The sequence below is a fragment of the Bacillus infantis genome, assembly GCF_050107595.1.
GTDB lineage: Bacteria > Bacillota > Bacilli > Bacillales > Cytobacillaceae > Bacillus_AB > Bacillus_AB infantis_C.
Window position 1 is genome coordinate 295,697 of sequence record NZ_JBNILH010000001.1, and the last position, 25,407, is coordinate 321,103.

General features: G+C 47.5%; 28 protein-coding genes and 1 other annotated feature. Of the genes, 26 read left to right on the forward strand and 2 right to left on the reverse strand.

What is annotated here, in order from left to right; translation table 11 throughout:
- Positions 1-125: 125 nt before the first annotated feature.
- The 23 genes from ACQCVH_RS01430 (at position 126) to pheA (ending at position 19,759) form a co-directional block, all read left to right on the forward strand.
- Positions 126-548, forward strand: a complete 423-nt coding sequence (locus ACQCVH_RS01430) for a type II secretion system protein (protein WP_426834138.1) — start codon at positions 126-128, stop codon at positions 546-548.
- A 37-nt stretch (positions 549-585) separates the two neighbouring features.
- Positions 586-1,341 (forward strand): prepilin peptidase, encoded by a 756-nt coding sequence (locus ACQCVH_RS01435; RefSeq protein WP_426834139.1) that lies wholly within the window; start codon positions 586-588, stop codon positions 1,339-1,341.
- A 19-nt stretch (positions 1,342-1,360) separates the two neighbouring features.
- Complete coding sequence (gene pilM / locus ACQCVH_RS01440; RefSeq protein ID WP_426834140.1) at positions 1,361-2,335, forward strand: type IV pilus biogenesis protein PilM; 975 nt, start codon at positions 1,361-1,363, stop codon at positions 2,333-2,335.
- Entirely contained in the window at positions 2,335-2,949 is a 615-nt protein-coding gene (locus ACQCVH_RS01445; protein WP_426834141.1) for a PilN domain-containing protein, read from the forward strand. Before pilM ends, ACQCVH_RS01445 begins: the two co-directional genes overlap by 1 nt.
- Positions 2,946-3,707, forward strand: coding sequence for a pilus assembly protein PilO (locus ACQCVH_RS01450; RefSeq protein WP_426834142.1), 762 nt, complete (start codon positions 2,946-2,948; stop codon positions 3,705-3,707). Before ACQCVH_RS01445 ends, ACQCVH_RS01450 begins: the two co-directional genes overlap by 4 nt.
- A 131-nt stretch (positions 3,708-3,838) precedes the next feature.
- A complete protein-coding gene (locus ACQCVH_RS01455; RefSeq protein ID WP_426834143.1) occupies positions 3,839-4,954 on the forward strand; it encodes a hypothetical protein in 1,116 nt (371 codons plus the stop codon).
- A gap of 177 nt (positions 4,955-5,131) precedes the next feature.
- Positions 5,132-5,707: a Maf family protein gene (locus ACQCVH_RS01460; protein ID WP_426834144.1), complete on the forward strand. Its 576-nt coding sequence runs from the start codon at positions 5,132-5,134 to the stop codon at positions 5,705-5,707.
- A gap of 69 nt (positions 5,708-5,776) precedes the next feature.
- A complete protein-coding gene (gene radC, locus ACQCVH_RS01465; protein WP_009796091.1) occupies positions 5,777-6,448 on the forward strand; it encodes a RadC family protein in 672 nt (223 codons plus the stop codon).
- A 159-nt stretch (positions 6,449-6,607) separates the two neighbouring features.
- A complete protein-coding gene (locus tag ACQCVH_RS01470) occupies positions 6,608-7,627 on the forward strand; it encodes a rod shape-determining protein (RefSeq protein ID WP_224898677.1) in 1,020 nt (339 codons plus the stop codon).
- Positions 7,628-7,713: 86 nt separating this feature from the next.
- Positions 7,714-8,580, forward strand: a complete 867-nt coding sequence (gene mreC, locus ACQCVH_RS01475; protein ID WP_224898680.1) for a rod shape-determining protein MreC — start codon at positions 7,714-7,716, stop codon at positions 8,578-8,580.
- Positions 8,581-8,582: 2 nt separating this feature from the next.
- Positions 8,583-9,107 (forward strand): rod shape-determining protein MreD, encoded by a 525-nt coding sequence (gene mreD, locus ACQCVH_RS01480; protein ID WP_009796094.1) that lies wholly within the window; start codon positions 8,583-8,585, stop codon positions 9,105-9,107.
- Between the two features lie 479 nt (positions 9,108-9,586).
- Positions 9,587-10,267 (forward strand): septum site-determining protein MinC, encoded by a 681-nt coding sequence (gene minC / locus ACQCVH_RS01485; RefSeq protein ID WP_426834145.1) that lies wholly within the window; start codon positions 9,587-9,589, stop codon positions 10,265-10,267.
- A 1-nt stretch (position 10,268) separates the two neighbouring features.
- Complete coding sequence (minD, locus tag ACQCVH_RS01490; RefSeq protein ID WP_426834146.1) at positions 10,269-11,072, forward strand: septum site-determining protein MinD; 804 nt, start codon at positions 10,269-10,271, stop codon at positions 11,070-11,072.
- Between the two features lie 461 nt (positions 11,073-11,533).
- Complete coding sequence (locus tag ACQCVH_RS01495) at positions 11,534-12,310, forward strand: peptidoglycan DD-metalloendopeptidase family protein (RefSeq protein ID WP_426834147.1); 777 nt, start codon at positions 11,534-11,536, stop codon at positions 12,308-12,310.
- The gene (locus tag ACQCVH_RS01500; RefSeq protein WP_426834148.1) at positions 12,303-13,169 is read left to right on the forward strand and encodes a M50 family metallopeptidase; all 867 of its coding nucleotides are present in this window, start codon (positions 12,303-12,305) and stop codon (positions 13,167-13,169) included. The genes ACQCVH_RS01495 and ACQCVH_RS01500 overlap by 8 nt, the downstream gene beginning before the upstream one ends.
- Positions 13,170-13,222: 53 nt before the next feature.
- Positions 13,223-14,701: an Rne/Rng family ribonuclease gene (locus tag ACQCVH_RS01505; RefSeq protein ID WP_426834149.1), complete on the forward strand. Its 1,479-nt coding sequence runs from the start codon at positions 13,223-13,225 to the stop codon at positions 14,699-14,701.
- 82 nt (positions 14,702-14,783) lie between these two features.
- Positions 14,784-14,868, forward strand: a sequence feature (ribosomal protein L21 leader region).
- A 13-nt stretch (positions 14,869-14,881) separates the two neighbouring features.
- A complete protein-coding gene (gene rplU / locus ACQCVH_RS01510) occupies positions 14,882-15,190 on the forward strand; it encodes a 50S ribosomal protein L21 (protein ID WP_009796103.1) in 309 nt (102 codons plus the stop codon).
- Between the two features lie 11 nt (positions 15,191-15,201).
- Positions 15,202-15,534, forward strand: a complete 333-nt coding sequence (locus tag ACQCVH_RS01515; RefSeq protein WP_009796104.1) for a ribosomal-processing cysteine protease Prp — start codon at positions 15,202-15,204, stop codon at positions 15,532-15,534.
- 12 nt (positions 15,535-15,546) lie between these two features.
- A complete protein-coding gene (rpmA, locus tag ACQCVH_RS01520) occupies positions 15,547-15,837 on the forward strand; it encodes a 50S ribosomal protein L27 (RefSeq protein WP_009796105.1) in 291 nt (96 codons plus the stop codon).
- 360 nt (positions 15,838-16,197) lie between these two features.
- Positions 16,198-16,746, forward strand: coding sequence for a Spo0B C-terminal domain-containing protein (locus ACQCVH_RS01525; protein WP_426834150.1), 549 nt, complete (start codon positions 16,198-16,200; stop codon positions 16,744-16,746).
- Between the two features lie 118 nt (positions 16,747-16,864).
- A complete protein-coding gene (gene obgE, locus ACQCVH_RS01530; protein WP_426834151.1) occupies positions 16,865-18,154 on the forward strand; it encodes a GTPase ObgE in 1,290 nt (429 codons plus the stop codon).
- A gap of 114 nt (positions 18,155-18,268) precedes the next feature.
- Positions 18,269-18,724: an ACT domain-containing protein gene (locus ACQCVH_RS01535; protein ID WP_035403585.1), complete on the forward strand. Its 456-nt coding sequence runs from the start codon at positions 18,269-18,271 to the stop codon at positions 18,722-18,724.
- 156 nt (positions 18,725-18,880) lie between these two features.
- Positions 18,881-19,759, forward strand: a complete 879-nt coding sequence (gene pheA / locus ACQCVH_RS01540; RefSeq protein WP_426834432.1) for a prephenate dehydratase — start codon at positions 18,881-18,883, stop codon at positions 19,757-19,759.
- A 57-nt stretch (positions 19,760-19,816) separates the two neighbouring features.
- Here pheA and ACQCVH_RS01545 read toward each other — a convergent pair whose 3' ends face one another.
- Positions 19,817-20,359, reverse strand: a complete 543-nt coding sequence (locus ACQCVH_RS01545) for a transcription repressor NadR (RefSeq protein WP_257991936.1) — start codon at positions 20,357-20,359, stop codon at positions 19,817-19,819.
- Between the two features lie 64 nt (positions 20,360-20,423).
- The gene (locus ACQCVH_RS01550) at positions 20,424-21,581 is read right to left on the reverse strand and encodes an IscS subfamily cysteine desulfurase (protein WP_426834152.1); all 1,158 of its coding nucleotides are present in this window, start codon (positions 21,579-21,581) and stop codon (positions 20,424-20,426) included.
- Between the two features lie 104 nt (positions 21,582-21,685).
- Between ACQCVH_RS01550 and nadB the strand changes: the two genes are divergently transcribed.
- From nadB to nadA, 3 genes are read left to right on the forward strand one after another with little or no spacing between them, the layout of a single operon-like run.
- The gene (nadB, locus tag ACQCVH_RS01555; protein ID WP_426834153.1) at positions 21,686-23,269 is read left to right on the forward strand and encodes an L-aspartate oxidase; all 1,584 of its coding nucleotides are present in this window, start codon (positions 21,686-21,688) and stop codon (positions 23,267-23,269) included.
- Positions 23,238-24,089, forward strand: a complete 852-nt coding sequence (gene nadC / locus ACQCVH_RS01560; protein ID WP_426834154.1) for a carboxylating nicotinate-nucleotide diphosphorylase — start codon at positions 23,238-23,240, stop codon at positions 24,087-24,089. The genes nadB and nadC overlap by 32 nt, the downstream gene beginning before the upstream one ends.
- Positions 24,086-25,192, forward strand: coding sequence for a quinolinate synthase NadA (gene nadA, locus ACQCVH_RS01565; RefSeq protein WP_426834155.1), 1,107 nt, complete (start codon positions 24,086-24,088; stop codon positions 25,190-25,192). The genes nadC and nadA overlap by 4 nt, the downstream gene beginning before the upstream one ends.
- The last annotated feature ends 215 nt before the right edge of the window (positions 25,193-25,407 follow it).

Sequence of the window (25,407 nt, forward strand, 5' to 3'; positions counted from 1 at the left end):
AAATTGTTACCAGGTACAAGGTACCTGAAAATTTAAAAAACTTGTCAAAAAATGTCTTTATTTTAACAGTTTTATCTGATAGAGTACAAATATAATAGTTATTTTTTACTAAAGGAGAGAAAATAATGTTAAAAATGTTGAAAAAGAAGTTAAAAGATCAGCGCGGTCTGACATTGATTGAGCTTTTAGCAGTTATTGTTATCTTGGGGATTATAGCGGCGATTGCGATTCCTAGTATTGGGAAAATTATTGAGAATTCGAAAATTGATGCGGTGAAGGCTGACGCGATTCAAATTATTAATGCAGCTAAGGTATACTATACTGAACACGGTGAGGCAACAACTGTAACACTTGCTGATCTAAAGCCTGGGTATATTGATAATGTAACAACTTTTGATGATGATGTATCAGTCGCTTTACCAGCGTTTACAATTAATGGTGATGGCGAGAAGGGTGGTACAACAGTTACCTTTACTAATGTAACAATACAACAGATTGATGCTGCTGATAAAGGAGTAAAATCTATTGGTACAACTGCAACTCCATAATATAACAATTAAAATGTTTAATTGGGGGAAGTAAACTGTGCTCCTAACCTACATCACCATCTGCGGCCTGGTCCTCGGCTCATTCTACAATGTCGTAGGGCTCCGGGTGCCGCTGAAAGAGTCAATTGTCCGGCCACGGTCAGCCTGTCCGAACTGCGGACATCAGCTGACGGCAAAGGAACTGGTGCCAGTATTATCTTATGTGTTCCAGAGGGGGAAGTGCAGCCGCTGCAAGGCGGGCATTTCTCCTATTTATCCTTTGACAGAGCTGATGACCGGACTGCTCTTTTTGGCAGCGCCCCTTGTCCTTGGATGGACATCTGAGCTTTTTGCGGCCTGGACGCTGATTTCACTGTTTATGATTGTTTTTGTCTCCGATATAAAGTATATGATTATACCTGATAAAGTTCTGCTCGTATTTGCAGGAATTTTTTTGTTTGTACGGATATTCGTACCTTTGACTCCATGGTGGGACGGACTCCTTGGCGGTGCCGCTGCTTTCCTTGCCCTTCTGTTCATTGCTGTGATCAGCAAAGGGGGTATGGGCGGAGGAGACATCAAGCTGATGGCCCTTGTCGGCTTTGCTGTCGGCACTAAACTTGTGGTTCTGTCCTTTTTCCTGGCAACCCTTTATGGAGCTGTCTTTGGCATGATTGGTCTGGCTGCCGGTATCGTCAAAAAAGGAAAGCCGATTCCTTTCGGTCCTTTTATTGGCCTCGGGACCCTTTCGGCTTATTTCTTTGGAGATAAGCTGATCGGCGCTTACCTGGAATTTTTATCACTGGGAATTTAATATGTAAGGAGTATCGTTCATGGCTCTATCCTTTTTTTCAAAGAAGAACCGAATATGCAACCTCATCATCAATGATTATTCTATCCGTATGATTGAATTAAAAGCGATAGAGCCGCTTGACATCCAGCAATGGGGAGAACGACTGCTTCCTGCTGGAGTGATTAGAGATGGGAAGATCCTTGATAAAGGGGCCCTCCAGTCTATCCTTGAGGACTGCATTGATGACTGGAAAATACATAAGAAGCAAGTGCGTTTCACAGTCCCTGATTCAGTAGTGATTATCCGGAAGGTCGCCATACCGCCTGAAATCCATGATGATGAAATAAAAGGCCATCTGTTTCTAGAGCTGGGATCAAGCATCCACCTGCCGTTTGAGAATCCGGTTTTTGATACAGTGACCCTGGCGGAAGGGAAAGAAGGCAAAGAAATACTGATTTTTGCTTCCCCGGAAGAAGTGGTAAAAGACTATGCAGATGTCCTGGAAGATGCCAAATTGCGGCCCTCGGCAGCCGATATCTCGCCTCTTGCGATGTACAGGCTGTACCGGAAAACGCATCCTGCCATCAAAGATGAGAAGCTGATGCTTGTCCAGTTTGATATGACTAAAGTCAATATCAGCATATTTGACAAGCAGTTTCCTTTATTTATGCATCACCTGCCCCTTGAAAATGCGGACGGGGCCTGGGAAGGGCAGATGGATAAAGAAGGGAAATCCCAATTTACATACAGCGGGGAAATAGAAGATTTACAGTTTTCCTTTGAGGACATTTACAAAGAAATCAGCAAACTGATGGATTTCTATCGGTATTCTGTCACTAAAGGAAAAGAGGAAGTTACCAGGATTCTCCTAAGCGGCGACCATCCTATGCTTAATAGCATCCATGAAGAAATGGAAAGGCGTTTTTCTGTCCCGCTGATGGAAATGGGAGAATTCGGGCAGATTCCGCGCACCCATAGTTTGGCACTCGGCCTGGCATTAAAAGAGGTGGACTGATGTTAGTAGAAATTAACCTTTTCCAAAAGAAGGAACAGCAGAGATCTTTCCTATTGATAACCGCCATGGCACTTCTTTTAGTTGTTTGTCTGATCTTTGCCGCTTTTTATTTTATTGGAAATCACTATAGCAGCAAAATTGAATCAGCCCAAAGCAGAATTAATGATGCAAGAGAAACCGCATCAGCGATTGAAGCACAGCTTAATGAATTTGAGTCCTCCAACTCTGCCCAAATCCTGCAGCAATCGGTAGAGTGGGCGAAGGAATATCCAGTTAAATCTGTTCCCCTCCTCAGGAAACTGACCCAGCTGCTGCCGGAAAGAGGTTTCATCCAGGCGTTTACTTATGAACAGTCTGGCATTGTCCAGCTGGCTGTACAGTTTGATTCGAGCAGGGAAGCTGCTTATTACTTGAATTCGCTCCATGGATCGCCGTGGATAAAAGATGCGGCAATAAGCAGCGTGACAACCGGGGATCAGGATACACTTCCTGATGCTGAAGGTCCCGGTTTTCTGCCTAGATACCTGGCTGAATTTGAAATTATCATCAATAACAATTTTGAAGAAGATCAGAACGCAGAAAATTCCCTTGATGAAGGGAGCGGGGGCATATGAGCCGAATTAATATGAAGCCTAAACTGCTGTTGGCTATATCGGTTGTGATCGCAGCGATTGCTGCAGGTTCCCTGTACTTTTTGTTCCTTAGTCCGAAGCTCGATGAATTGGATAGAAAAGAAACAGAACTTAAAACGGAACAGCAGCTTCTTGCTGCAATTGAAAATAACGCAGCGAGCCGCCAGGCAAACAGCTTCAGCAGTACTGTTGAACTGCAGAAAAGAGTGCCTGTCAAGCCGCTGATTGAGCAGCTTTTGCTTGATATCGAAAAAGCTGAAGTTGTATCCGGCAGCTTTGTTGCTGAAATGAAGTTTGAAGAAGGAGAAGTGGCTGCTGACACTCTTACTGAAGAAGTAGAGTCTGCCGAAGACCAAACTGCTGAGGCTGCTGCTGATGGAGAGACAGTTCCAGCTGCATTGCCTCAAGGAGTCAGGAAAATAACGGTGGCCTTAACTGCCCGGTCATCAACTTATTATGAATTTGAAAGATTTATTGAATCGTTGGAAAATAATAAAAGAATCATCCTTGTAGAGTCGATTGAATTTGAGGGCCAGGAAGAAATCAGCACTGTAGAAAATGATTCACAGCCTTTCAATTACAATATAGCAGTCTCGGCTTTTTATATGCCGGAACTGGCAGAGCTGGAGAAGCAGCTTCCAGCGATTGACTCTCCGCCGCCGGGCAATAAGCGCAATCCGTTGAACAGCTTCGCAGATGTAAAAGTAAAAAAGAACAGCGAAGATGAGGGAGATCTCTAGCGGCCCTTCAATCATCTGCGAAAAATTTGACGAAATCATCCTATAACAAGACGACAAAAGTCTTGTTATTTTTTTTTGCCCCTGTGTTAGGATGAAGGCAAATCCAGCAATCGACACGGGGAGGACAAGCTGTGGAAAACCGAGGGAACGGCCGGACCATTACGATCAAGCTGAATGGCAAGGATCGGGAAGCCGTGCATGTGATAGACAAAACGGCTCAAAAGGAAAGAGATTCTGTAGAAGAAGTGCCGCACATAGAGATTGTGGAAGAAGAGCTGGCAGAGGGGAAGGCTCTGACAGCAAACGAAGACCTGGCTGAATTGGAGGCGGCTCCAGCCAGGGAAGCTGCAGATGATGAGTTTGACTGGATTCTCCCGGAGATCATGGAGGAAGATCCAGAACCGAAGGAATATAAGGTTGCCGAAAAGCCCGAAAAAGGAAGCGGAAAGAAAGGGAGTATTTTCAGCTCGCCTGGGAAGCCTTCCAATCAGAAAGCACTGGTCCGATCAGTGGTGATTTCTGTATTCTTTGCTGTGCTGTTCGGGACAAGCCTTGGATTTTTGATGCTTAAGATGGTGATCCATGACGGAAGCACTGAAGAGCCTGAAGAAGCAGCGCAGACAGCAGCAGGGAGTGTGAGCAGCAGCGATCAGGAAAGCGAAGCGGGAAGCGGAACTTTGGCCCTCGAGCCTCTTACGGTTTTCGTTGTTCAGGGCGGTGTCTTTTCAACGAAGGATGCGGCTGAAAAGATCCAAAGCACGATTTTTGAGAAAGGTGCACCGGCACAGCTGCTGGAGATGGAAGGAAAATCATATCTCTTCCTTGGGGCTGCAGGGTCGCTTGAAGACGCGAAACAGCTGGGAACCGATTATAAGAGCAAGGGCATGGATGCATTCGCCAAGGAATTGGCTGCCGGCGGAAAAACACTGGAGAAGCTGCAGGAGGAGGAGAAAAAGTTCCTGCAAGCGGCTCCAGGGATATATTCGTCCATGGCTTCAGGGGTTGGGGCTGCTTCACCAGGAGCTGCGATACCGGAAGAAGCATTAAAGCAGGCGGCAGATATATCAGCACAGCTTGCAGGGTTTGATGAATCAAAGCTTTCAGCGGATCGTGTGGCGGTTATGCAGAAGGAGCTTTCAGAAGCAGCAGAGCTGATCGCAAGCTATCAGCAAAACCCGGATGAAAAAGGCTACTACGCAATTCAGCAGCATCTGCTGTCATTCATAGCAGCGTATACTGCACTTTAATAAAAGGGTGAATATTTTCCAGGAAATATCGCACATTATAGGGGGCTGTCGGAAATCATTCGACAAGCTCCTATTTTTTTTGACAAAACTCTTTTAAAAATTGTTAGAACCTATAAATTTTGGTACGATTAGTTTGTATCTCCCAAAATGATACAAGTAAAGGATAGGGTGATTTTTTTGCAGAACCTCATATTAGCCTCTTCTTCTCCGCGGCGAAAAGAACTTCTTGAAAATCTTCAGCTGAAATTTGAAGTCTCCAGCAGTGATGTGGACGAAACATTCGAACCGGGGATGCTTCCTGAAAAAGTTGTCATGGAGCTTGCTTCCAGAAAAGCGGAGTCTGTCGCCAGGAAGAATCCAGCTTCATTTGTCATCGGTTCGGATACGATTGTCTTTGCAGACGGTCTTATTTTAGGGAAGCCGGATGGGCATGGCGAGGCATTTGATATGCTGTCGCGTTTGTCCGGCAGGGTCCATTCGGTTTATACGGGAGTATCGATTTTTACTCCGCAAAAAAGCAAAATTGAATTTTACGAAAAAACGGATGTGGAATTTTGGGAGCTGACAGATGACGAAAAGTCGGCATATATCGAAAGCGGCGAGCCCTTCGATAAGGCCGGATCATATGGAATTCAGGGTCTCGGTGCTACGCTTGTGAAGCGGATCAGCGGTGATTACTTCGCGGTCGTCGGGCTCCCGCTTTCAAGAACAGCAAGAGAGTTGAAAAAGGCCGGGTTCCAACTGCCTTTTTAATTACTTCAAGCTCATCTGCCTCCCTTTCCCGCCGGCAAGGGAGGAACCATATTGAAAACTGAATCATTGATGATCCGTGATTTCCCGCAGGATGAAAGGCCGCGCGAGCGCTTTATCCAGAATGGCCCGGAAAGTCTGTCCAATCATGAGCTTCTTGCTCTTATGCTCAGGACCGGGACTAAAGAGGAGTCTGTGCTCCAGCTGTCAAACAGGCTTCTCACCCATTTTGAAGGCCTCCGCCTCCTGAAGGATGCGACGCTTGATGAGATGACCAGCATCAAAGGGATCGGCATGGCAAAAGCCATTCAGGTGCTGGCCGCGGTCGAGATCGGGAGGCGAATTTCCAGCCTCTCCTATGATGACCGCTTTGTGATCCGTTCACCTGAGGACGGCGCCAAATATGTCATGAATGACATGCGCTTCCTTTCGCAGGAGCATTTTGTCTGCCTATACTTGAACACAAAGAATCAGGTGCTCCATAAGCAGACGATTTTTATCGGCAGCCTGAATGCTTCGATTGTCCATCCAAGGGAGGTTTTTAAGGAGGCCTTCAGGAGGTCGGCTGCGTCTATTATCTGCATTCATAACCATCCTTCCGGCGATCCCGCCCCCAGCAGGGAGGATATAGAAGTCACTAAGAGGCTGGCGGAGTGCGGGAAAATCATTGGCATTGATGTTCTGGATCATTTGATTATCGGTGAAAACAAATATGTCAGCTTAAAGGAAAAAGGTTATTTATAACACTATGATTTTACCGTTTGTTAGGATATAATATAATTTATGATTTTTTAGACTAGAATAAGTCTGCCAACTGCTAAATAGGCTGCTTTTTCAGCCTTCTTCGAATATAAAAATCACCTTAAAAAAATTGCATTTCGTATCAGAAAGGGAGATACAGCTATGTTTGGAATCGGAACACGGGATCTTGGGATCGACTTGGGGACTGCCAATACACTCGTTTATGTAAAAGGAAAAGGAATTGCTGTAAGGGAGCCTTCTGTCGTTGCCATGCAGACGGATACTAAAAGTATTGTCGCTGTCGGCAATGATGCGAAGAATATGATTGGCCGTACGCCGGGGAATGTCGTAGCGATGCGCCCTATGAAGGACGGCGTCATTGCTGATTATGAAACAACTGCTACTATGATGAAATATTATATCAGACAGGCTGTCAAGAAGGGCTTCTTTGCCGGCAAGCCTTATGTGATGGTGTGTGTGCCTTCAGGCATAACAGCTGTAGAACAGCGTGCTGTCATTGATGCAACACGCCAGGCTGGTGCACGTGATGCTTATCCGATCGAAGAGCCGTTTGCTGCTGCAATCGGTGCAAATCTTCCTGTTTGGGAGCCAACAGGAAGCATGGTTGTCGACATAGGCGGCGGGACGACTGAAGTGGCCATCATTTCACTTGGCGGCATCGTTACAAGCCAGTCAATCCGTATTGCGGGGGATGAAATGGATGATGCAATCATTAATTATATCCGCAAAACTTATAACCTGATGATTGGCGACCGGACGGCTGAAGCCATTAAAATGGAGATCGGCTCCGCCGGTGAGCCTGAAGGCATTGAAAACATGGAAATCCGCGGCCGCGACCTTTTGACAGGACTGCCGAAAACGATCGAAATTACGGCAGAGGAAATTGCTGCTGCCCTTCGTGATACTGTTTATAGCATTGTAGATGCCGTGAAGGTGACCCTGGAAAAGACGCCGCCTGAACTGGCTGCTGATATCATGGACCGGGGGATTGTGCTGACTGGAGGAGGAGCGCTTCTCCGCAATTTGGACAAGGTGATTGCAGAGGAAACAAAAATGCCTGTGCTCATCGCTGAAAATCCGCTTGACTGTGTGGCAATCGGAACAGGGAAGGCTCTTGACCATATCCACTTATTCAAAAACAAATCCAAAGATTCTTATTAATAACAAAAAGGGCGGCTCCGGGCATGAAGCAGTCATTCGCTTTTATCCTGGAGTCCTTTCTTTTTAAAGAAATAGAGGTGTGAACCATGCCACAGTTTTTCCTGAATAAACGCCTGATCATCCTGCTTGTCAGTATCATTATTCTGGTGGCATTAATTGGCTTTTCCCTGAAGGAAAGGGAAAAGCTTTCATGGGCAGAGCAATTTGTCAAAGATACAGCAAGCTGGGCGCAGACCATCGTTTCCAGGCCGGCAAGCTATGTTGCCGGATTCTTCGAAAATGTAAAAGATTTGCAGAATACATATGAAGAAAACAAGGAATTGAAGGGCAGGCTAGATGAGCTTGCTATGCTTGAGGCCGATGTCCAGCGCTTGAAGGATGAAAATGAAAAATTGCAGACGATACTCGATAAAAAAGGTGATTTAAGCAAGTATAAGCCCATCCAGGCGACTGTGATTGCGAGAAATCCCGATCGCTGGGAAGAGACGCTGATCATCAACAAAGGTGAAAAAGACGGCTTGGAAAAAGATATGGCTGTTATAACCTCCGGCGGCTTGATCGGCAAAGTGAAGAATACAAGCCCTCTTTCCGCCAGTGTTCAGCTCCTCAGCAGCACCGATCCTGCCAACCGGATTTCTGCTGTCATTAATGAAAAGATCTATGGGACGATTGAAGGGTATGATACTAAAAAGAAACTTCTTTTGCTAAAGCGGATTCCTTATGATGCCGAAATTAAAAAAGGAGAGATTGTATCAACCTCCGGACTTGGCGGCGTATTCCCATCAGGCTTGCCTGTCGGTGTAGTAGAGGAAGTCGTTCCTGATGAGTTCGGCCTGAACCAGACTGCTTATGTGAAGCCTGGGGCGGATTTTTATGATATAGAGCATGTGATGGTTGCAAAGCTTTCTATGGAGAAGCCTGACCTGGATATATTGGAAGAAGAGGAGGAATAGAGATGAAACGGTTTCTTCTCCCTCTTCTCGTTTTATTCTTTTTCGTCCTGGACAGCGTTTTTGTCCAGCTGCTGTCTGCCGAATTGTATAACAGCAAACGGATCATGGTCCCGCATTTCCTGGCGGTCATCATCATTTTCCTGACCATCTACGGCAGTAAAAAACATGGGATCATCTATGGACTGATTTTCGGCCTGCTGTTTGATATTGTGTATACAGATATCATCGGCATCTATTTATTCATGCTGCCGCTGCTGGCCTATATTGCGTCCAAAATCATCCGGATCCTGCATACCAATCTTGCTGTGGTTGCCCTTATCACTCTGTTTGAACTGGCGCTTCTGGAACTGGGTGTGTACGAGATGAATTTCCTGATCCACCGCACTAACATGGAGTTTTCAGTGTTCCTGCAGCAAAGGCTCCTGCCGACGCTTGTGCTCAATCTGGCTTTCATCGTTGTGGTGTCCTTTCCTTTTAAGAAGTTTTTCGAAAAGTTCGCACGCGAGCTTGATGAATACGGCCAGTAATGTGGAAAGTGCTGGTGGCCAGCCGATAAAAATAGTGAAACAGCAGGTAAAACTGCACAGGCGAAAAAGGATTTTGTGAGCTCATGTCGAATTGTATTATGTGGAGCCGCAGAAAAGGCATACATTGAATCTATGTATGGCGTACGGCTTGTATCCTTGACAGAGGCAGCGCAGCTGTCCTGAAGGGGATGGGAAGAGCCGGTCAGCCGGCAATGACTTGGCAGAGTGCCAGGTTTTTCTTATCAAAATAAGAAAGTTTATATTTTTTCTAGTTTGATCACTGTCTAGCTCCAGCGCCTACCCCCTCGAGGTCAGAAGCCAATCCTCCCAAAAAGGCAAAGGACGCCTTTCCGGGAGGATCGGAGGCCCCCAGGATGGGGGTCATGCAGACGTTGCCACAGGACGTGGCGTTCTTAGTCTGCGATCCTTTGGGGTGACCAAGGCGCTTGCGCTTTTCTTATTGAGGTGAACATCTTGCAATGAAGAAAACTCAGAATGTGACAATAAAAGGGACAAAGGACGGCCTGACTCTTCATCTGGACGACTCCTGTTCCTATGAGGACCTGAAAAAGGAGCTGGATAGAAAGCTCTCCGAAAGCGCCAGGACCAATGTTGACCGTCCCCTTATGTCTGTAAGGGTGCAGGCGGGAAACCGCTATCTTAACGCTGATCAGGAGGAAGAGCTGAAGGACTTGATCAGGGCAAAGAAGAATTTTGTCGTTGATTCTGTCAGCTCAAATGTCCTGACTAAGGAAGAAGCTGACAGGGAGAAAAAAGAAAATGGGATTATGTCTGTGGCGAAGATCATCCGCTCAGGCCAGGTCCTTGAAGTTCCAGGCGATCTGCTCCTGATTGGGGATGTAAACCCCGGCGGCACTGTCATGGCGGGAGGAAGCATTTTCATCATGGGAAGCTTGAAGGGAATTGCCCATGCCGGATGCTACGGAAACCGGCAGGCTGTCATTGCGGCAAGCATGATGAGGCCTTCCCAGCTAAGGATCAGCGACTGCATCAACCGGGCGCCTGATCACAGCAAGGATGAGGACATGAGGGAAATGGAATGTGCCTACATAGACGAAAATGAACAAATGATAGTTGATAGATTACAGGTTTTGATGCATCTCAGACCAAACTTAACGAGATTGGAAGGGGGACACTAGTGTGGGAGAAGCTATTGTAATTACTTCAGGCAAAGGCGGTGTCGGCAAAACGACCACATCCGCCAACATCGGTACGGCTTTGGCTTTGCAGGGCAAGCGGGTCTGTCTTGTCGATACAGATATCGGCCTGCGCAACCTGGATGTGGTGATGGGGCTTGAGAACCGCATCATCTATGATCTGGTGGATGTGATTGAAGGCCGCTGCAAGGTCCACCAGGCTCTTGTGAAGGACAAGCGCTTTGAAGATCTTCTTTATTTGCTGCCTGCTGCCCAGACAAGTGATAAAACCGCTGTGAATCCTGAACAGATGAAGAAGCTGGTAGAAGAGCTGAAGCAGGACTATGATTATATCATTATCGATTGTCCTGCAGGGATTGAACAGGGCTATAAGAATGCCGTTGCCGGAGCAGACAAGGCGATTGTCGTGACGACTCCGGAGGTTTCAGCCGTCCGTGATGCCGACAGGATCATCGGCCTGCTTGAAAAGGAAGAGAATGTCGAGGCTCCAAGGCTTGTCATCAACAGGATCCGCAGCCATATGATGAAGAATGGCGATATGCTGGATGTCGATGAAATCACCGCCCATCTATCAATCGACCTGATCGGAATTGTAGCCGATGACGACGAAGTCATCAAAGCATCAAACCATGGCGAGCCGATTGCACTCAACCCAAACAGCAAAGCATCCGTCGCCTACCGCAACATCGCCCGCCGCATCCTCGGCGAAGCCGTTCCGCTGCAGCAGCTGGAACAAGAAAACACAGGCATGTTCACCAAATTGAAAAAATTCTTTGGTGTGAAATAGGAGCGAGAAAGCTAGCTTCGAATACAAAAGTTATTAAGAGCTTTAATTTTAGATATTCTATTTGTTTATGATCTTATGACCTAGCACTTTGGTGCCATAAAAGTTTAAAAACCCTGTTGATTGGAGTGCAAGGCACGAAGACTCCTGCGGGAAATAGCGGAAAAGTTGAGACCCCACAGCGCGCAGCGCGAGGAGGCTCAACTCCGCCCCGCGGAAAGCGAAGTGCCTGGAACGCAAATCAACAGCCTCATACTTAAGCGCAACAAAAAATCTATTTTTTACGATTGGTCTTCAGTCAAAAAAGTCGGTAATCTCCGGCTTTTTTTGTTTGCTTTTTTTAACTGTTCCCAATCGTTGATATTCTCCCAATCTCTCCGCCTCTTTCTCCCCCAAAATGTCATACTCCACTCAAACACCTCATAGACTTGTACAAATCAGGTCAAGGGACAGGTGGGGAGATTATGCGTTCAAGAGCAGATGAAATACGCAAAAGAATTGAAAAGCGGAAAAAAGACCAGGAGCGGATGAATAAACAGATTCAGCACAGGCTTCCCTGGGCAGATGAGGAGGAAAAGCACGGGTTTGGAAAGCTGCCTTCCTATGAAGGCACCTCTCCCGAAGGAGAGCATCCCCTTTTTAAAAAAGAAGTATTCTTCTTTAAGCTGCTGGCCTCTGCATGCCTGGTGCTGGTCACCGCCATCCTTTTCAAAAACCCGTCGGCAGCCTTTGAGCCGGCCAAAAGCTTTGTGGCCAAAACGATGGAGACTGATTTTCAGTTTGCGGCTGTGTCGGAATGGTATGAAGAGCAGTTCGGGGAGCCTTTGGCGCTGGTGCCTTTTACGGATTCAAAAAAGGAGAGGAACGAGTCAGCTCCCGCCCAGGAATATGCTCTCCCAGCCTCCGGCAAAATCCTTGAGGAGTTCGATGAGACAGGCCAGAGGGTGACGATTGAGGTCTCAATCGATGCAAATGTGGAGTCAGTAGAAGAGGGGCTTGTTAAGTTTGCCAGCAATAAAGAAGGATTCGGAAAAACCGTCATTGTGCAGCATGCTGATAAAACTGAGACATGGTATGGGAATTTGAGCGAGATCAAGGTCAATCTTTATGATTATATCGGCAAAGGTGTCGCAGTGGGAACAGCCGCCGAAGTGCCGGAGAGCGGCAAAGGGTCTTTTTATTTTGCGTTAAAGCAAGGCGATGATTTTATCGATCCGATCCAGGTGATGCAATTTGACTAAAATGCTCAGTCTATTCCGGTATATCCACATTCATCCCCTGCTGTGGGCTGTCATCGGGCTGGCAGTGGCAACAGCCCGTTTTCAGGAGGTGATGATGCTCCTCCTGATTGTCTTTGTGCACGAAATGGGTCATGCTTGGGCGGCAGCCCGCTTTTCATGGCGAATCAAAAGAATATCATTGCTTCCATTTGGCGGGGTAGCCGAAATGGATGAGCATGGAAACAGGCCGCTGAAGGAAGAAGCGGCCGTTATTTTGGCCGGGCCTCTCCAGCATGTCTGGCTGATTGCCCTTTCTTACATTCTTTATAGTATGTCAGTGGTGGACGGGGCACTGTTTGAGCTTTTTTTTCAATATAATATCATGATTCTGATTTTCAATCTCCTGCCTATCTGGCCGCTTGATGGGGGGAAGCTGCTGTTTTTATACCTTTCCCAAAAGAAGGCGTTCCCAGATGCCCACAAACAGGCCTTAAGGATTTCACTTGCGGCTGCCCTTATTTTTGCTGCGGTTATGCTGCTGGCAGCACCCCTTAATCCAAATATCTGGATTGTGCTCGGCTTCCTGCTTTTTTCCCTGCATTTTGAATGGAAGCAGCGGCGATTTATTTTTATGCGATTCCTGCTGGAGCGTTATTATGGGAACCGGAATGAATTCAAAGTATTGAAGCCATTGATCGTCAAGGAGGATGAGATGATTGTCGAAGTGCTGGAGCGTTTCCAGCGCGGCACCAAGCATCCAATCATCGTTGAAAAGGATGGGAAGGAGCATGCAGCACTTGATGAGAATGAGCTCCTGCATGCTTATTTTTCCGAAAAGCTTACTACAGCACGGATGGCTGATTTGCTTTATGCCTATTAAAGCTTGATAATAATAGACAAAGATTTTTAGATATATTAAAGCGGGGAATAAAGTTGAAAAAATTAGTCATCAATTATGCAACAAGGGAAAAACGCTATGCTGTGCTGAATGAATCGGGCAAGCCTGAAAAGCTGATCATCGACCAGCCCAAAAATCTGTCAGCAGTCGGCAGCATCTATCTCGGGACGGTCGCAAAGGTGCTGCCAGGGATGAATGCTGCATTCGTTGAACTTGGCGAGGAAAAGAGCGGATTTCTGCACCGCGACAGGCTCGCATCGTTTGTGCGTTCAACCGAAGACAAAGAGGTGAAAGACAGAAAATCAATCTCCTCTTTTGTCCGTGAAGGTGAAAAGCTGCTTGTACAGGTTGAAAAAGATGCTGCCGGGACAAAAGGTCCCAGGCTTACCAATATCATAGAATTCCAGGGCGAGAAGCTAATCTATATGCCCTTTGGCCGGTATGTGGCCGTTTCAAGGAAAATAGGGGATGAATCCGTACGGGAAGATTTGAGGACTCTAGGGATGAAGCTGAAGGAAGAAGAAGAAGGGCTCATTTTCCGCACTTCTGCTGAAGGAGCTTCATTAGAAGAGCTTCAAAAAGAACTGGAGGATCTTCGTGCTGAACACAGGGAGCTTTCTAAAGCGGCTGCTTCTGTAAAAAAGCCTGCAAAGCTTGCTGAAAAAGAAACCTTTCTGGAGGAAGCAGCCGCTGAGATGGCCAGGCTTGGAGCCGGAGAGGTGCTGGTTGACGACCTCGCTGTAAAGCAGAAACTGGAAAAAACAGCTGCAGGGTCTGAAGTGCGTTTTTATAATAAAAAGGAAAGCATTTTCTCTGCCTATAATCTTGACCAGGAAATCGATAAAGCGCTCAAAAGGATCGTCTGGCTTGATAACGGGGCCTATCTTATCTTTGATGAAGCAGAAGCACTGACTGTCATCGATGTGAATACAGGAAAATATTCCGGCCGGGAAAATCTGCGCGACACGGTTCTCAGGACCAATGAATGGGCTGCGGCAGAGGCTGCAAGGCAGATCAGGCTCAGGGACATTGGCGGCATGATCCTGATTGATTTCATTGATATGAAAGAGGAGAGGGACCGGCAGCATATTTCACGGGTGATGGAAAAAGAGCTCCGCAAAGATGAACGGAGAACGAGGATCGTCGGGTTCACCCCGCTTGGCATTTTGCAGATCACAAGGAAAAAGACGCGGGCTGCCCTTTCTGAATCGCTCACAGTCAAGTGTGCGGCCTGTGAAGGGACCGGGCGGATGATCAGTGCAGAGACAGCGGCCTTCCGGCTTGAGCGGGAGCTCTGGGAGCATAGGGGGAGCGATTATGAGGCTGCCCTTGTCAGGCTTTCAGCCGATGTCCTGGACGTTTTTTCCGGCGAACAGGGAATCCACCGGAAAAGACTGGAAGAAACATGCGGCCTCAGGCTGTTTTTTACCGCAGAAGACTCCAGGACTCCCTTTTATGAGATCCGCCAGCTGGGAAGCCTGATGGAAATTGAATCAAAACATAAGAAGCAATGAAGCTCCCTGATTTAAACCTGGGATAATGTATTGACACACTCTTTGAATATATGATAGTATTCTTATGTTATGTTTGTAGCGCACCAAGCTACAACCGCTCAGAGCAGGTATTCAAGCTTTTGCTCTTTTTTGCAAAACGCCTGCAATTGGCGAGTCTTAGTCTATAAGGAGGTGCAGTTCATGTACGCTATTATCGAAACTGGTGGAAAGCAGATCAAAGTTGAAGAAGGCCAAGCTATCTTCATCGAAAAGCTGGACACTGTAGAAGGCGAAACAGTTACTTTTGACAAAGTTTTATTCGTAGGCGGCGACAATGTAAAGGTAGGAAGCCCTGTAGTTGAAGGCGCTACTGTAACGGCTAAAGTTGAAAAACAAGGCCGTGCAAAGAAGATCATTGTCTTCAAATACAAAGCGAAGAAAAACTATCGTAAAAAGCAAGGTCATCGTCAGCCGTTCACTAAAGTTGTAATCGAAAAGATCAACGCATAAGGTTTGGCTGTATGATCCATACGACGATTATTCGTACTGAAGCCGGCCGCGTCAGATCCTTTTCATTGAGCGGGCATGCCCTTTTTGCCAACCATGGCAAAGATATCGTATGTGCAGGCGTTTCTGCAGTGTCCATCGGTGCCATCAACAGCATCATGGCGCTGACAGGAGTCGAGCCTGACATCGAACAGGGAGACAGCGGCTTTCTCCGATGCGACATCCCGCAGGACCTTCCTGAAGAGACGCAAGAGAAAGTCCAGCTTCTGCTGGAAGGCATGATTGTTTCATTGGAGACGATTGAGCGCGAGTATGGTAAGCACATAAAAATAACCTTCAAAAAATAGGAGGTGAAACAAATGCTAAGATTAGATCTTCAGTTTTTCGCTTCTAAAAAAGGAGTAGGTTCTACAAAGAACGGCCGTGACTCAATCTCTAAGCGCCTTGGCGCTAAGCGTGCAGACGGTCAATTCGTATCCGGCGGTTCTATCCTTTACCGTCAGCGCGGTACAAAGATCTACCCTGGAGTGAACGTTGGACGCGGAGGCGACGATACTCTTTTCGCGAAAGTGGACGGAGTTGTCAAGTTCGAGCGTGTAGGCCGTGACCGCAAGCAAGTGAGCGTTTATCCAGCTGCTCAAGAAGCTTAAGCTTACTACAGAAAACTCTAACCGACAGGTTAGAGTTTTCTTTTTTCCTTTATATGCGATTCCTGCTATAGGGCTGATGATCAAGCGTGGACCGCGGAAAGGGCATGGATCCCAAACGGGCTGCCGTGGCTTTTCCGCGGTTCGCCGGCTTGTACCTTGTCGATTTTGGGCTCATTCGTGTAAAACTTTGTTTTCACACGCATTTCAGCAAAGTTGAATATCTGGCTAAAATGAGCCCAAAATTAACAACAATGTTGAACATAGCCAATTTTGAAAGGAAATTGCTTACTCCCATCTTCTTTTTTGATATACTATCAGCAGGCAATCTTATGACACTAATAATTGTGTAGGAGTGCATTTATGGAAAAAGATTGGAGCACAGTTGAGGTTTTGCGGCATGCACGCCATGACTGGATGAATAAAATACAATTAATTAAAGGAAATCTTTCCCTATGCAAATATGACAGGGCCAAGGAAATCATCGATGAAATCGTTGTAGAAGCCCAGAATGAAGCAAAGCTTTCCAACTTGAATATTCCTCAATTTGCCTCCCTGATGTTTACCTACAATTGGGAAAACCATTCGTTCCAGATTGATTATGAGGTGCTGGATGACGTCAAGTGCAGAAAACTGGATGACCAGTTCCTTGAGAGCTGGACAAGGTCTTTTTTTGCAAGGCTGGACGGTTCGGTTAAACCCTTTCATGATAACCATTTATCGGTATTGATAGAGCCTCAGGAGGATGGAATCCGTTTGTTTTTTGATTTTAGCGGAATAATAACAGAGAGAGAATCGATCAGATCTTATCTGGGAGAGCAGCACCAGGCCATCAGGATGAAGATGGAGGAGCTGTCAGAGCAGGAGCTGGCCCTGGAAGTGTTTATGCCATTCAGCAGGGGATTGGAGTAGCTGGGTGGGCCCTGAAAGGGGATATGCAGCGGAAAATGCCGCTGTGCCTTAAGCAGATTTTTACTGCTGTAGCTTCACGGTTTTGTGTACATACAGCAGACAGGAGGAGTTTTTTAGTATGTTTGTCGATCAAACGAAGATATATGTGAAAGGCGGCGACGGAGGCAACGGAATGGTTGCTTTCCGCCGTGAAAAGTACGTGCCAAAGGGCGGCCCTGCCGGCGGGGACGGAGGCAAGGGTGCAGATGTTGTATTTGAGGTGGAAGAAGGTCTGCGGACTCTTATGGATTTCCGCTATAACCGCCATTTCAAAGCATCCCGCGGGGAACATGGAATGTCCAAAAATCAGCATGGCAGAAATTCAAAGGATATGATCATCAAGGTTCCGCCGGGAACGGTTGTGACCGATGCGGATACAAAAGAGGTAATAGCTGATCTGACTGAGCATGGGCAAAGGGCCATCATCGCAAAAGGCGGACGCGGAGGGCGGGGCAACACCAGATTCGCTACTCCTGCCAACCCTGCGCCTGAGCTGTCAGAGCATGGCGAGCCTGGCCAGGAGCGTGAAGTAGTCCTTGAACTGAAGCTTCTTGCTGATGTTGGGCTTGTAGGCTTCCCGAGTGTCGGGAAATCGACTCTGCTTTCGGTTGTTTCTTCAGCAAGGCCTAAGATTGCTGAATACCATTTTACAACGATCGCCCCGAATTTAGGGATGGTTGAAACAGAAGATGGAAGAAGCTTTGTAATGGCAGACCTGCCTGGGCTGATCGAAGGGGCGCACTCAGGTGTTGGACTGGGACATCAATTCCTCCGCCATATTGAAAGGACCCGTGTCATTGTCCATGTCATTGATATGGCAGCAGTGGAAGGCCGTGATCCGTATGAGGATTACCTCACGATCAATAAAGAGCTGAAAGAGTATAATCTGCGCCTGACAGAGCGTCCGCAGATCATTGTAGCCAATAAAATGGACATGCCGGAAGCTGAAGAAAACCTGAAGGAATTCAAAAGCAGGCTGACTGATGATCATCCGATCTTCCCGATTTCCGCTTTTACAAGGCAGGGCCTCAGGGATCTGCTGTTTGCTGTTGCAGACAAGATCGAGGAAACACCTGAATTCCCTCTCATGGAAGAAGAAGAGGATAACGGCATTAACCGGGTTATCTACAAGCATGAAAAACCTCAGACTGAGTTTGTGATCACAAGGGATCCGGACGGCAGTTTCGTCCTTTCCGGCGATGCAGTCATCAAAGTGTTCAAGATGACCGATTTCTCGCGGGAAGAATCTGTCCGCCGTTTCGCGCGCCAGCTGAGAGGCATGGGCGTGGACGAGGCACTGAGAGAACGCGGAGCCAAGGATGGCGACACGATCAAGCTGCTTGAGTTTGAATTCGAATTTGTTGAATAGCCTATAAAGCCGCTGCGCCGGATCCCTGATGGGCCGGTGCAGGCTTCATGGCTTTTCAGGGATCAATATACATACATATAAGTGGACACTGCTTTACGCGAAGGGGTGAAAGGAATGAGACAGGATAAGTCAGATAGGAAGTTTTATTTGGTCCGTGAAGATGTCCTTCCGGAAGCCATGAAAAAAACGCTTGAAGCGAAGGAAATGATTGATAGAGGGAAAGCAGAATCGGTGTGGGACGCTGTCCAGAAGGTCGACTTAAGCAGAAGTGCCTTTTATAAGTACCGGGATACGGTTTTTCCTTTCCATACAGTGATCAAAGAGCGGCTCATCACCCTGTTTTTCCATTTGGAGGACAGGTCAGGGACATTATCACAGCTCCTTGGGATTGTTGCATCCTCAGGCTGCAATGTTTTAACGATCCATCAGACCATCCCTCTGCAGAGCAGGGCGAATGTTACCATGTCGCTCAATACGAGCGGGATGGGGATAGAGATTGATGAGCTTTTGGCCAGGCTGAGAAAATTGGAATTTGTTGAAAAAGTAGAGGTGCTGGGATCAGGTGCATAGCCGATTTCCGGCTCCTTTTTTTAAAATTGGGCGTCCTTGTCAGCACGATTTGTTCAGATTTATCCATTCCAAGCCATAAAAACTAAGGACATACATAGTGTAAAGTGTTAAAGTATATAAAAAGGACTGTGGATCTGTTTGGGAGGAATATTGACTATGAAAGCAGGCTATCTTGGGCCAAAGGCTACATTCACTGACTTGGCAGTAAGAGCGATGTTTCCGGAGACGGAATCCACCCCTTACCGCACGATTCCGGGCTGCATGGACGCAGTCTTGAATGGAGAAATTGATTTTGCGGTTGTTCCAATAGAAAATGCGCTTGAAGGATCTGTCAATATTACACTGGATTATTTGGTTCATGAAGTGGATTTGCCGATCTGCGGGGAGATAACGGCTCCGATCAGCCAGCATCTGATGGTGCATCCGGAGCATGCACAAGAGTGGCAGGATACTGAAATTATTTACAGCCATTCTCATGCGATTGCGCAATGCCATAAATTCCTGCACCAGGATTTGAAGGGCATCCCTTCTGAAAATATGACCTCTACAGCTGCCGCCGCTCAATTTGTTAAAGAGAATCCGGAAATGAAGGCAGCCGCTATTGCCAATGAACTGGCTGCAGAGGAATACGGATTGGTTATTGTGAAGAGGGATATTCATGATTTTCAATATAACCACACCCGCTTTGTTGTTATTTCGAAAAATCCTGTCAAGCTTGATAGAACAAAGGCGCTGGGCTATAAGACAACCGTTATGGCCACCTTGCCTTCAGACCGGGCGGGTGCACTTCATCAGGTTTTATCTGCATTTGCCTGGAGAAAACTGAATTTGACCAAGATTGAGTCAAGGCCGATGAAAACGGGGCTTGGCAATTATTTTTTCATCATTGATATTGATATGGAAGCTGATGATATTCTGATACCCGGAGCGGTAGCAGAGCTGGAAGCGCTGGGCTGCGGGGTGAAAATACTTGGAAGCTATCCGTATTTCCAGATTGGCAGGAAAGCGAGAGATAAGGCGTCCAATGTGCATTAACAAACATAAAAGAAAGGCCAGGCTTGCTGAAGCCTGGCCTTTTGTATTTTCCGGCACTTATGGAAGGTCAACAAGAAAAGCTGCTTCCGCAAGTGCCTGTTCTGCTGCATCCAGAATCGCTTCTGATGGAGCGGTGATTGTATGGAGGTGAAAGCCTCCGGTAAGCTCTGAGAGGAAGGAAGCATTGGTTTTCCTGATTTTTTCCAGGAACTGTTTGACTTCCCGCCGGTTGGAGACCATGATGGAGGCTGTCAGGTCTCCATACACAGGATGCTCAATCTTTACATCTTTAACAGTTGCCCCATGATCTACAAGCAGATTCAGCTCATCTTCTGTCTTGTCTGGAGAGTGGGAGCAGGCGACCGTCCGTTCAAACAGCTGGGCGGGCGGGACCTGCTGAAGATAGAGGTATCCCTGGCTTGTGGCAATAATCGGTTCATTCTTTGCCTTAAGAAGCGTGATATCGCCGACGATGACCTGCCTGCTTACATTCGCCTTTCTGGCCAGCTCGCTCCCTGTAACAGGCTCCTGGCGGGATTTCAGGAGATCAAGCAGCATAGTGCGCCGTTCATCCCCCAGCACTTTTTTCTGTCCGTTCATACTTAAACTCTCCTAACACCTTCTATAATGAACCAATTTTAACACAGCATTTTCCTGAAAGCGATCATTCAGCAGCAGGCTTGTGGCGGCTGTATTCCCTGACGATGCCCGCAATTGTGCAGCCAAGCCCGTGGATTTCCTCCAAGGCAGAATCCCGGCCAAAGGAAATCCGGATAAACTCTTTTGCTGCAGCATCCTCCATCTCCATCGCCTTCATGGCCTTGGAAGGATTCTGCATCCCTGTCTGGCAGGCGCTTCCTGTTGATATCGCAAATCCTCTCCGATTGCATTCAAGCATCATCCATTGTCCTTCAATTCCCCTGATCCCAAGTCCGACCGTAGACGCAAGCTGCTCCCCGGGTAAGTCGGAACCGTATACTGTAATGGGAAGGCCCGCCTCTTTCATCACTCCAAGAAATACTTCTCTCTGCCTGGCAGCAAGCACCGAAAAGTCAGCCAGGGAGCTGTATGCCTTTCCTGCTGCTTCTATCATAGCTGCTATGGCTGGGACATTCACTGTGCCGGGCCTGAAACCATCCTCGTGCGAACTGCCTGGATAGTATGGCTTCCAGGAAAGAGCAGGTTTGACGTATACAGCGCCAACCCCTTTAGGCCCGTAAAATTTGTGGGCCGAGATAGAAAGGCTGTCTGCATGATCAAGAATGCCGGCCAGATCCATTTTCCCGAAGGAGTGGACCATATCGCTGTGCAGCAGAATCTCATTCTTCCGGCAAAGAGCGCTTATTTCCATCAAAGGCTGGATGGTGCCAATTTCTGAATTGCTGTGCTGGATGACAGCGAGCACTGTATCTTTTCTTATGGCAGCTTCAAAGTCGGAGATTCTGATTCTTCCTTTTTCATCGAAAGGAAGGAAGGTTATATCAAAGCCGTCTTCCATAAGCCGCCTGAGTGTACTGTGGACAGAAGAATGCTCTGCCCTGCCCGCTATGATGTGCTTTCCTTTCTTGTCCGCAGCAGAGAGCAGTGCATGGATGGCAAGGAAATTTCCCTCACTTCCCCCGCTTGTAAAATAAATCCCTTCTTTTTCGGCCCCGAGCATGAGGGCAAGCTGGGCACGGCAGCTTTCGAGCAGGGAAGCTGCCTGGCTCCCGGTGTCATGCAGGCTGCCAGTATTGCCGAAAAAATCACCTGACGCTTTCAGATATACATTTGCCGCATCAGGATCTAATGGAGACGTTGCAGCATAATCAAAATATTTCATCGTAAACCAGCTTCCAATCTATGAATGTTAAAAATCACTTGTCATAAGTTTAAATCTATGTAAATATAGGTGTCAAGACACCTGTAAAACAGGAGGGAGAAAAAATGGCAAATCGCACCGATGTGATCATCATTGGAAGCGGAGTGGCAGCTTTGCAAATGGCAAAGGAGCTCAGCCGTGATATGAATGTGATTATTTTCACAAAATTAAAGGTGACAGATAGCAATTCCTATATGGCCCAGGGCGGCATAGCGGCAGCTCTCGGCAGTCAGGACAGCCCTTCTCTCCACTTAAAAGATACATTGGAAGCGGGCCGCTGGCATAATGACGAAAGGGCAGCAAGGCTTATGATAGAAGCGGCTCCCGGTATAATCAATGAACTGCGAGCATCAGGATGCCCTTTCGATAACAGTCCATCAGGGGAACTGCTCCTTGGAATGGAAGGTGCGCACCGTGAGAAGCGGATTGTCCATGGGGGCGGTGACGCGACCGGACAAAAGCTTGTCGGGTTTTTAATGGGACAAGGAAATGAGAATATCGAAATCATTGAAGATTTTTTTGTGTATGAGCTTTTGACAAATGACTCCGGCTGCTATGGGGTGAGGGGCATAGGGCAGAATGGGAAACGGTCTGAATATTGCTCAGATCACATTGTACTGGCAACAGGGGGCTGCGGTCAGCTGTACAGTTTCACTTCCAACGCCGAAACTGTCACGGGGGATGGAATTGCCTTAGCCTACAGGGCCGGGGCAGAGGTTGCGGATATGGAATTCATTCAATTTCATCCGACATTATTGTCAATTGGCGGCAAAGGCGCAGGCCTGATATCTGAAGCTGTACGGGGTGAAGGAGCAAGGCTTGTCACGGCAGATGGCAGCACCATCATGGAGAACGTCCACCCATTGAAGGATCTGGCTCCGCGCCATATCGTGTCGCAAACCATTTTCGAGTATATAAACAGCGGAACTGAGATTTTTCTTGATATTACCTCTATCGGGAATTTCGGTGCCCGGTTCCCGACGATAACGGAGATGTGCAGGAAAAACGGGATATCCCTGAAGCGGGGGCTGCTGCCGGTCATTCCCGGCAGCCACTTCCTGATGGGCGGTATAAGGACCGATCTGGACGGCAGGACCTCAGTCAATGGCCTTTATGCCATAGGGGAGGCTGCTTGTACAGGTGTCCATGGGGCGAACCGGCTGGCGAGCAATTCTTTGCTCGAAGGGCTTTATTTTGGAAGGCAGCTTGCCCGGTATATCTTATCCAGTCCGATGCAGCGCAATGAGGCGGGGAGGAGTATAAAGAAAGGGGGATCCCGTCCTTCGCCATGCCTGCCCCCCATCAAGGAAATAAAAGAGCGTATGATGCAGAATGCCGGGATTGTCCGCACCGCCTCCGGCCTTCTTGCACAAAGGGAATGGCTGCAGGGTTATGGGACGGAAAAGTGGGTCAGTGCCTCGCTTGAAGGGTATCGTCAGGAGGAGGTAAAGGTTATCTTCATGCTCATTGCCTCCTGGCTTATCACAGAAGCGGCCTTAAGAAGGACCGAAAGCCGCGGGGGGCATTTCCGAAGCGACTTTCCATTTGAGGATGACCAGAAATGGCTGAGGGTACAAATAATCCAGCAGAAAGATCAAAAAGAAGAGGATGGGGAGAATGAACAGATTAAAGCTGCGGCTGCTACTTGAGCAATTTTTTCTCGAGGACATCGGGGACCGGGATGTGAGCAGTGAATTGATATTTGGCGAACAAGAGCAGGGTGAGATCGTATTTTTGGCCAAGGAAGATGGCATTTTTTGCGGAGCAGATATCCTTTTGACAGGCTTCCCTTTACTGGACAGCACTATTTCGGTTGATTTGATTGCGGGAGACGGCGGGCAGATAAGAGCCGGCCAGACTCTTGCCAGGGTGAGCGGGCCGGTTCACAGCCTCCTGAAAGGGGAGCGAGTCATCCTTAATCTGCTGCAGCGTATGAGCGGGATCGCGACAAGCACAAATAAGGCCGTACAGTTAATGGCCGGAAGCCGCACGAGGATCACGGATACAAGAAAAACGACCCCTGGTTTGAGGATGCTGGAGAAATATGCAGTCCGTACAGGAGGGGGCTTTAACCACCGATATGGTTTGTATGATGCTGTCATGATCAAGGATAATCATATTTCCTTTGCAGGCAGTATTTCAAACGCAGTTGAGGCGGTCAGGTCAAAACTTGGGCATATGGTGAAAATAGAGGTTGAAACAGAAACGAAGGATCAGGTGCTCGAAGCGGTCGAAGCAAAGGCGGATGTTATCATGTTTGATAACCGGTCACCCGAAGAAATCCGCGAATGGCTGCCGCACGTTCCAGAAGGAATCACAACAGAGGCATCAGGCGGGATTACGATGGAGACACTTGCCGCTTATGGGGAAACAAATGTAGATTATATTTCGCTCGGTTTTCTAACGCATTCTGTCAAATCGCTGGATATCAGTGTGAAAGTCAAAATGCTTCAGGAGGTAAATGGATGAATATTTTTGAGATAGCGGAGCAAGGTGCAAAGCTGCTGCCGGAAAAATATAAAACGATGTCAACGGAAGAGCTTGAGGAAAGGGTCCTGGCTGTAAAAAGCAGGCTTGGAAAGAAGCTCTTCATCCCCGGACATCATTATCAGAAAGATGAAGTCATCCAATTTGCCGACTCTACTGGAGATTCGCTTAAGCTTGCCCAGCTGTCTGCTGAGAACAAAGAAGCAGAGCATATTGTATTTTGCGGGGTCCATTTCATGGCAGAAACAGCAGATATCCTGACCGCAGAAAGTCAAAAAGTGTATTTGCCTGATATGAGGGCCGGCTGTTCCATGGCTGATATGGCCGATATCCGCCAGACTGAGAAAGCCTGGAGCCGGCTGTCTGCCATGTTCGGCGAAACGATGCTGCCTCTGACTTATGTGAATTCAACAGCCGCGATCAAGGCGTTTGTAGGTGCACATGGAGGAGCCACCGTTACCTCTTCGAATGCAGAAGAAATGGTTAAGTGGGCGTTTACGCAAAAAGAAAGGCTGCTTTTTCTGCCTGATCAGCATCTTGGGAGGAATACAGCCTTCAATCTAGCTATCCCGCTCGACAGAATGGCCGTCTGGAATCCCATCTCTGAAGTTCTTGAATACGAAGGCAATCTGGAGGAAGTGAAGGTTATCCTTTGGAAAGGGCACTGCTCTGTCCACGAAAACTTTACCATGGCAAACATCGAGCAGGTCAGGGCAGACTATCCTGACATGAAAATCATCGTGCATCCTGAATGCCGGAGAGAGATAGTCGAACGATCTGACTTTGCCGGATCAACCAATTACATCATCCAGGCAATCGAAAAGTCTGCTCCGGGGACCCAGTGGGCGATCGGGACCGAAATGAATCTTGTGAACAGAATCATCCAATCCCATCCGGACAAAAAGATCATCTCCCTCAACCCGAATATGTGCCCATGCCTGACAATGAACAGAATCGACCTTCCGCATCTGGCCTGGTCGCTTGAGATGGCAGCGAAAGGGAATGGCGTGAACAGGATCACAGTGCCGGAGCCTGATGCATCCAATGCGAGGCTTGCCCTTGAGAGGATGCTTGCACGATCCTGATCCTTTTGAAGTAAATTAAACAAATAAATATCAGAGCTTTTCAGCAGTCCCTTTTCTTCTGTGTTATATGGCAAGCCTGCCAGTCATATCATTGAAGACGAAGGGACTGTTTTATTTTTTTCAATAGAAGCAAAGTTTATCCGGAACCGCATATGTTTTTTTAATAATGATTAGCAATTTGCCCATTCCGTCATACAATGTATGGACTTATGCAT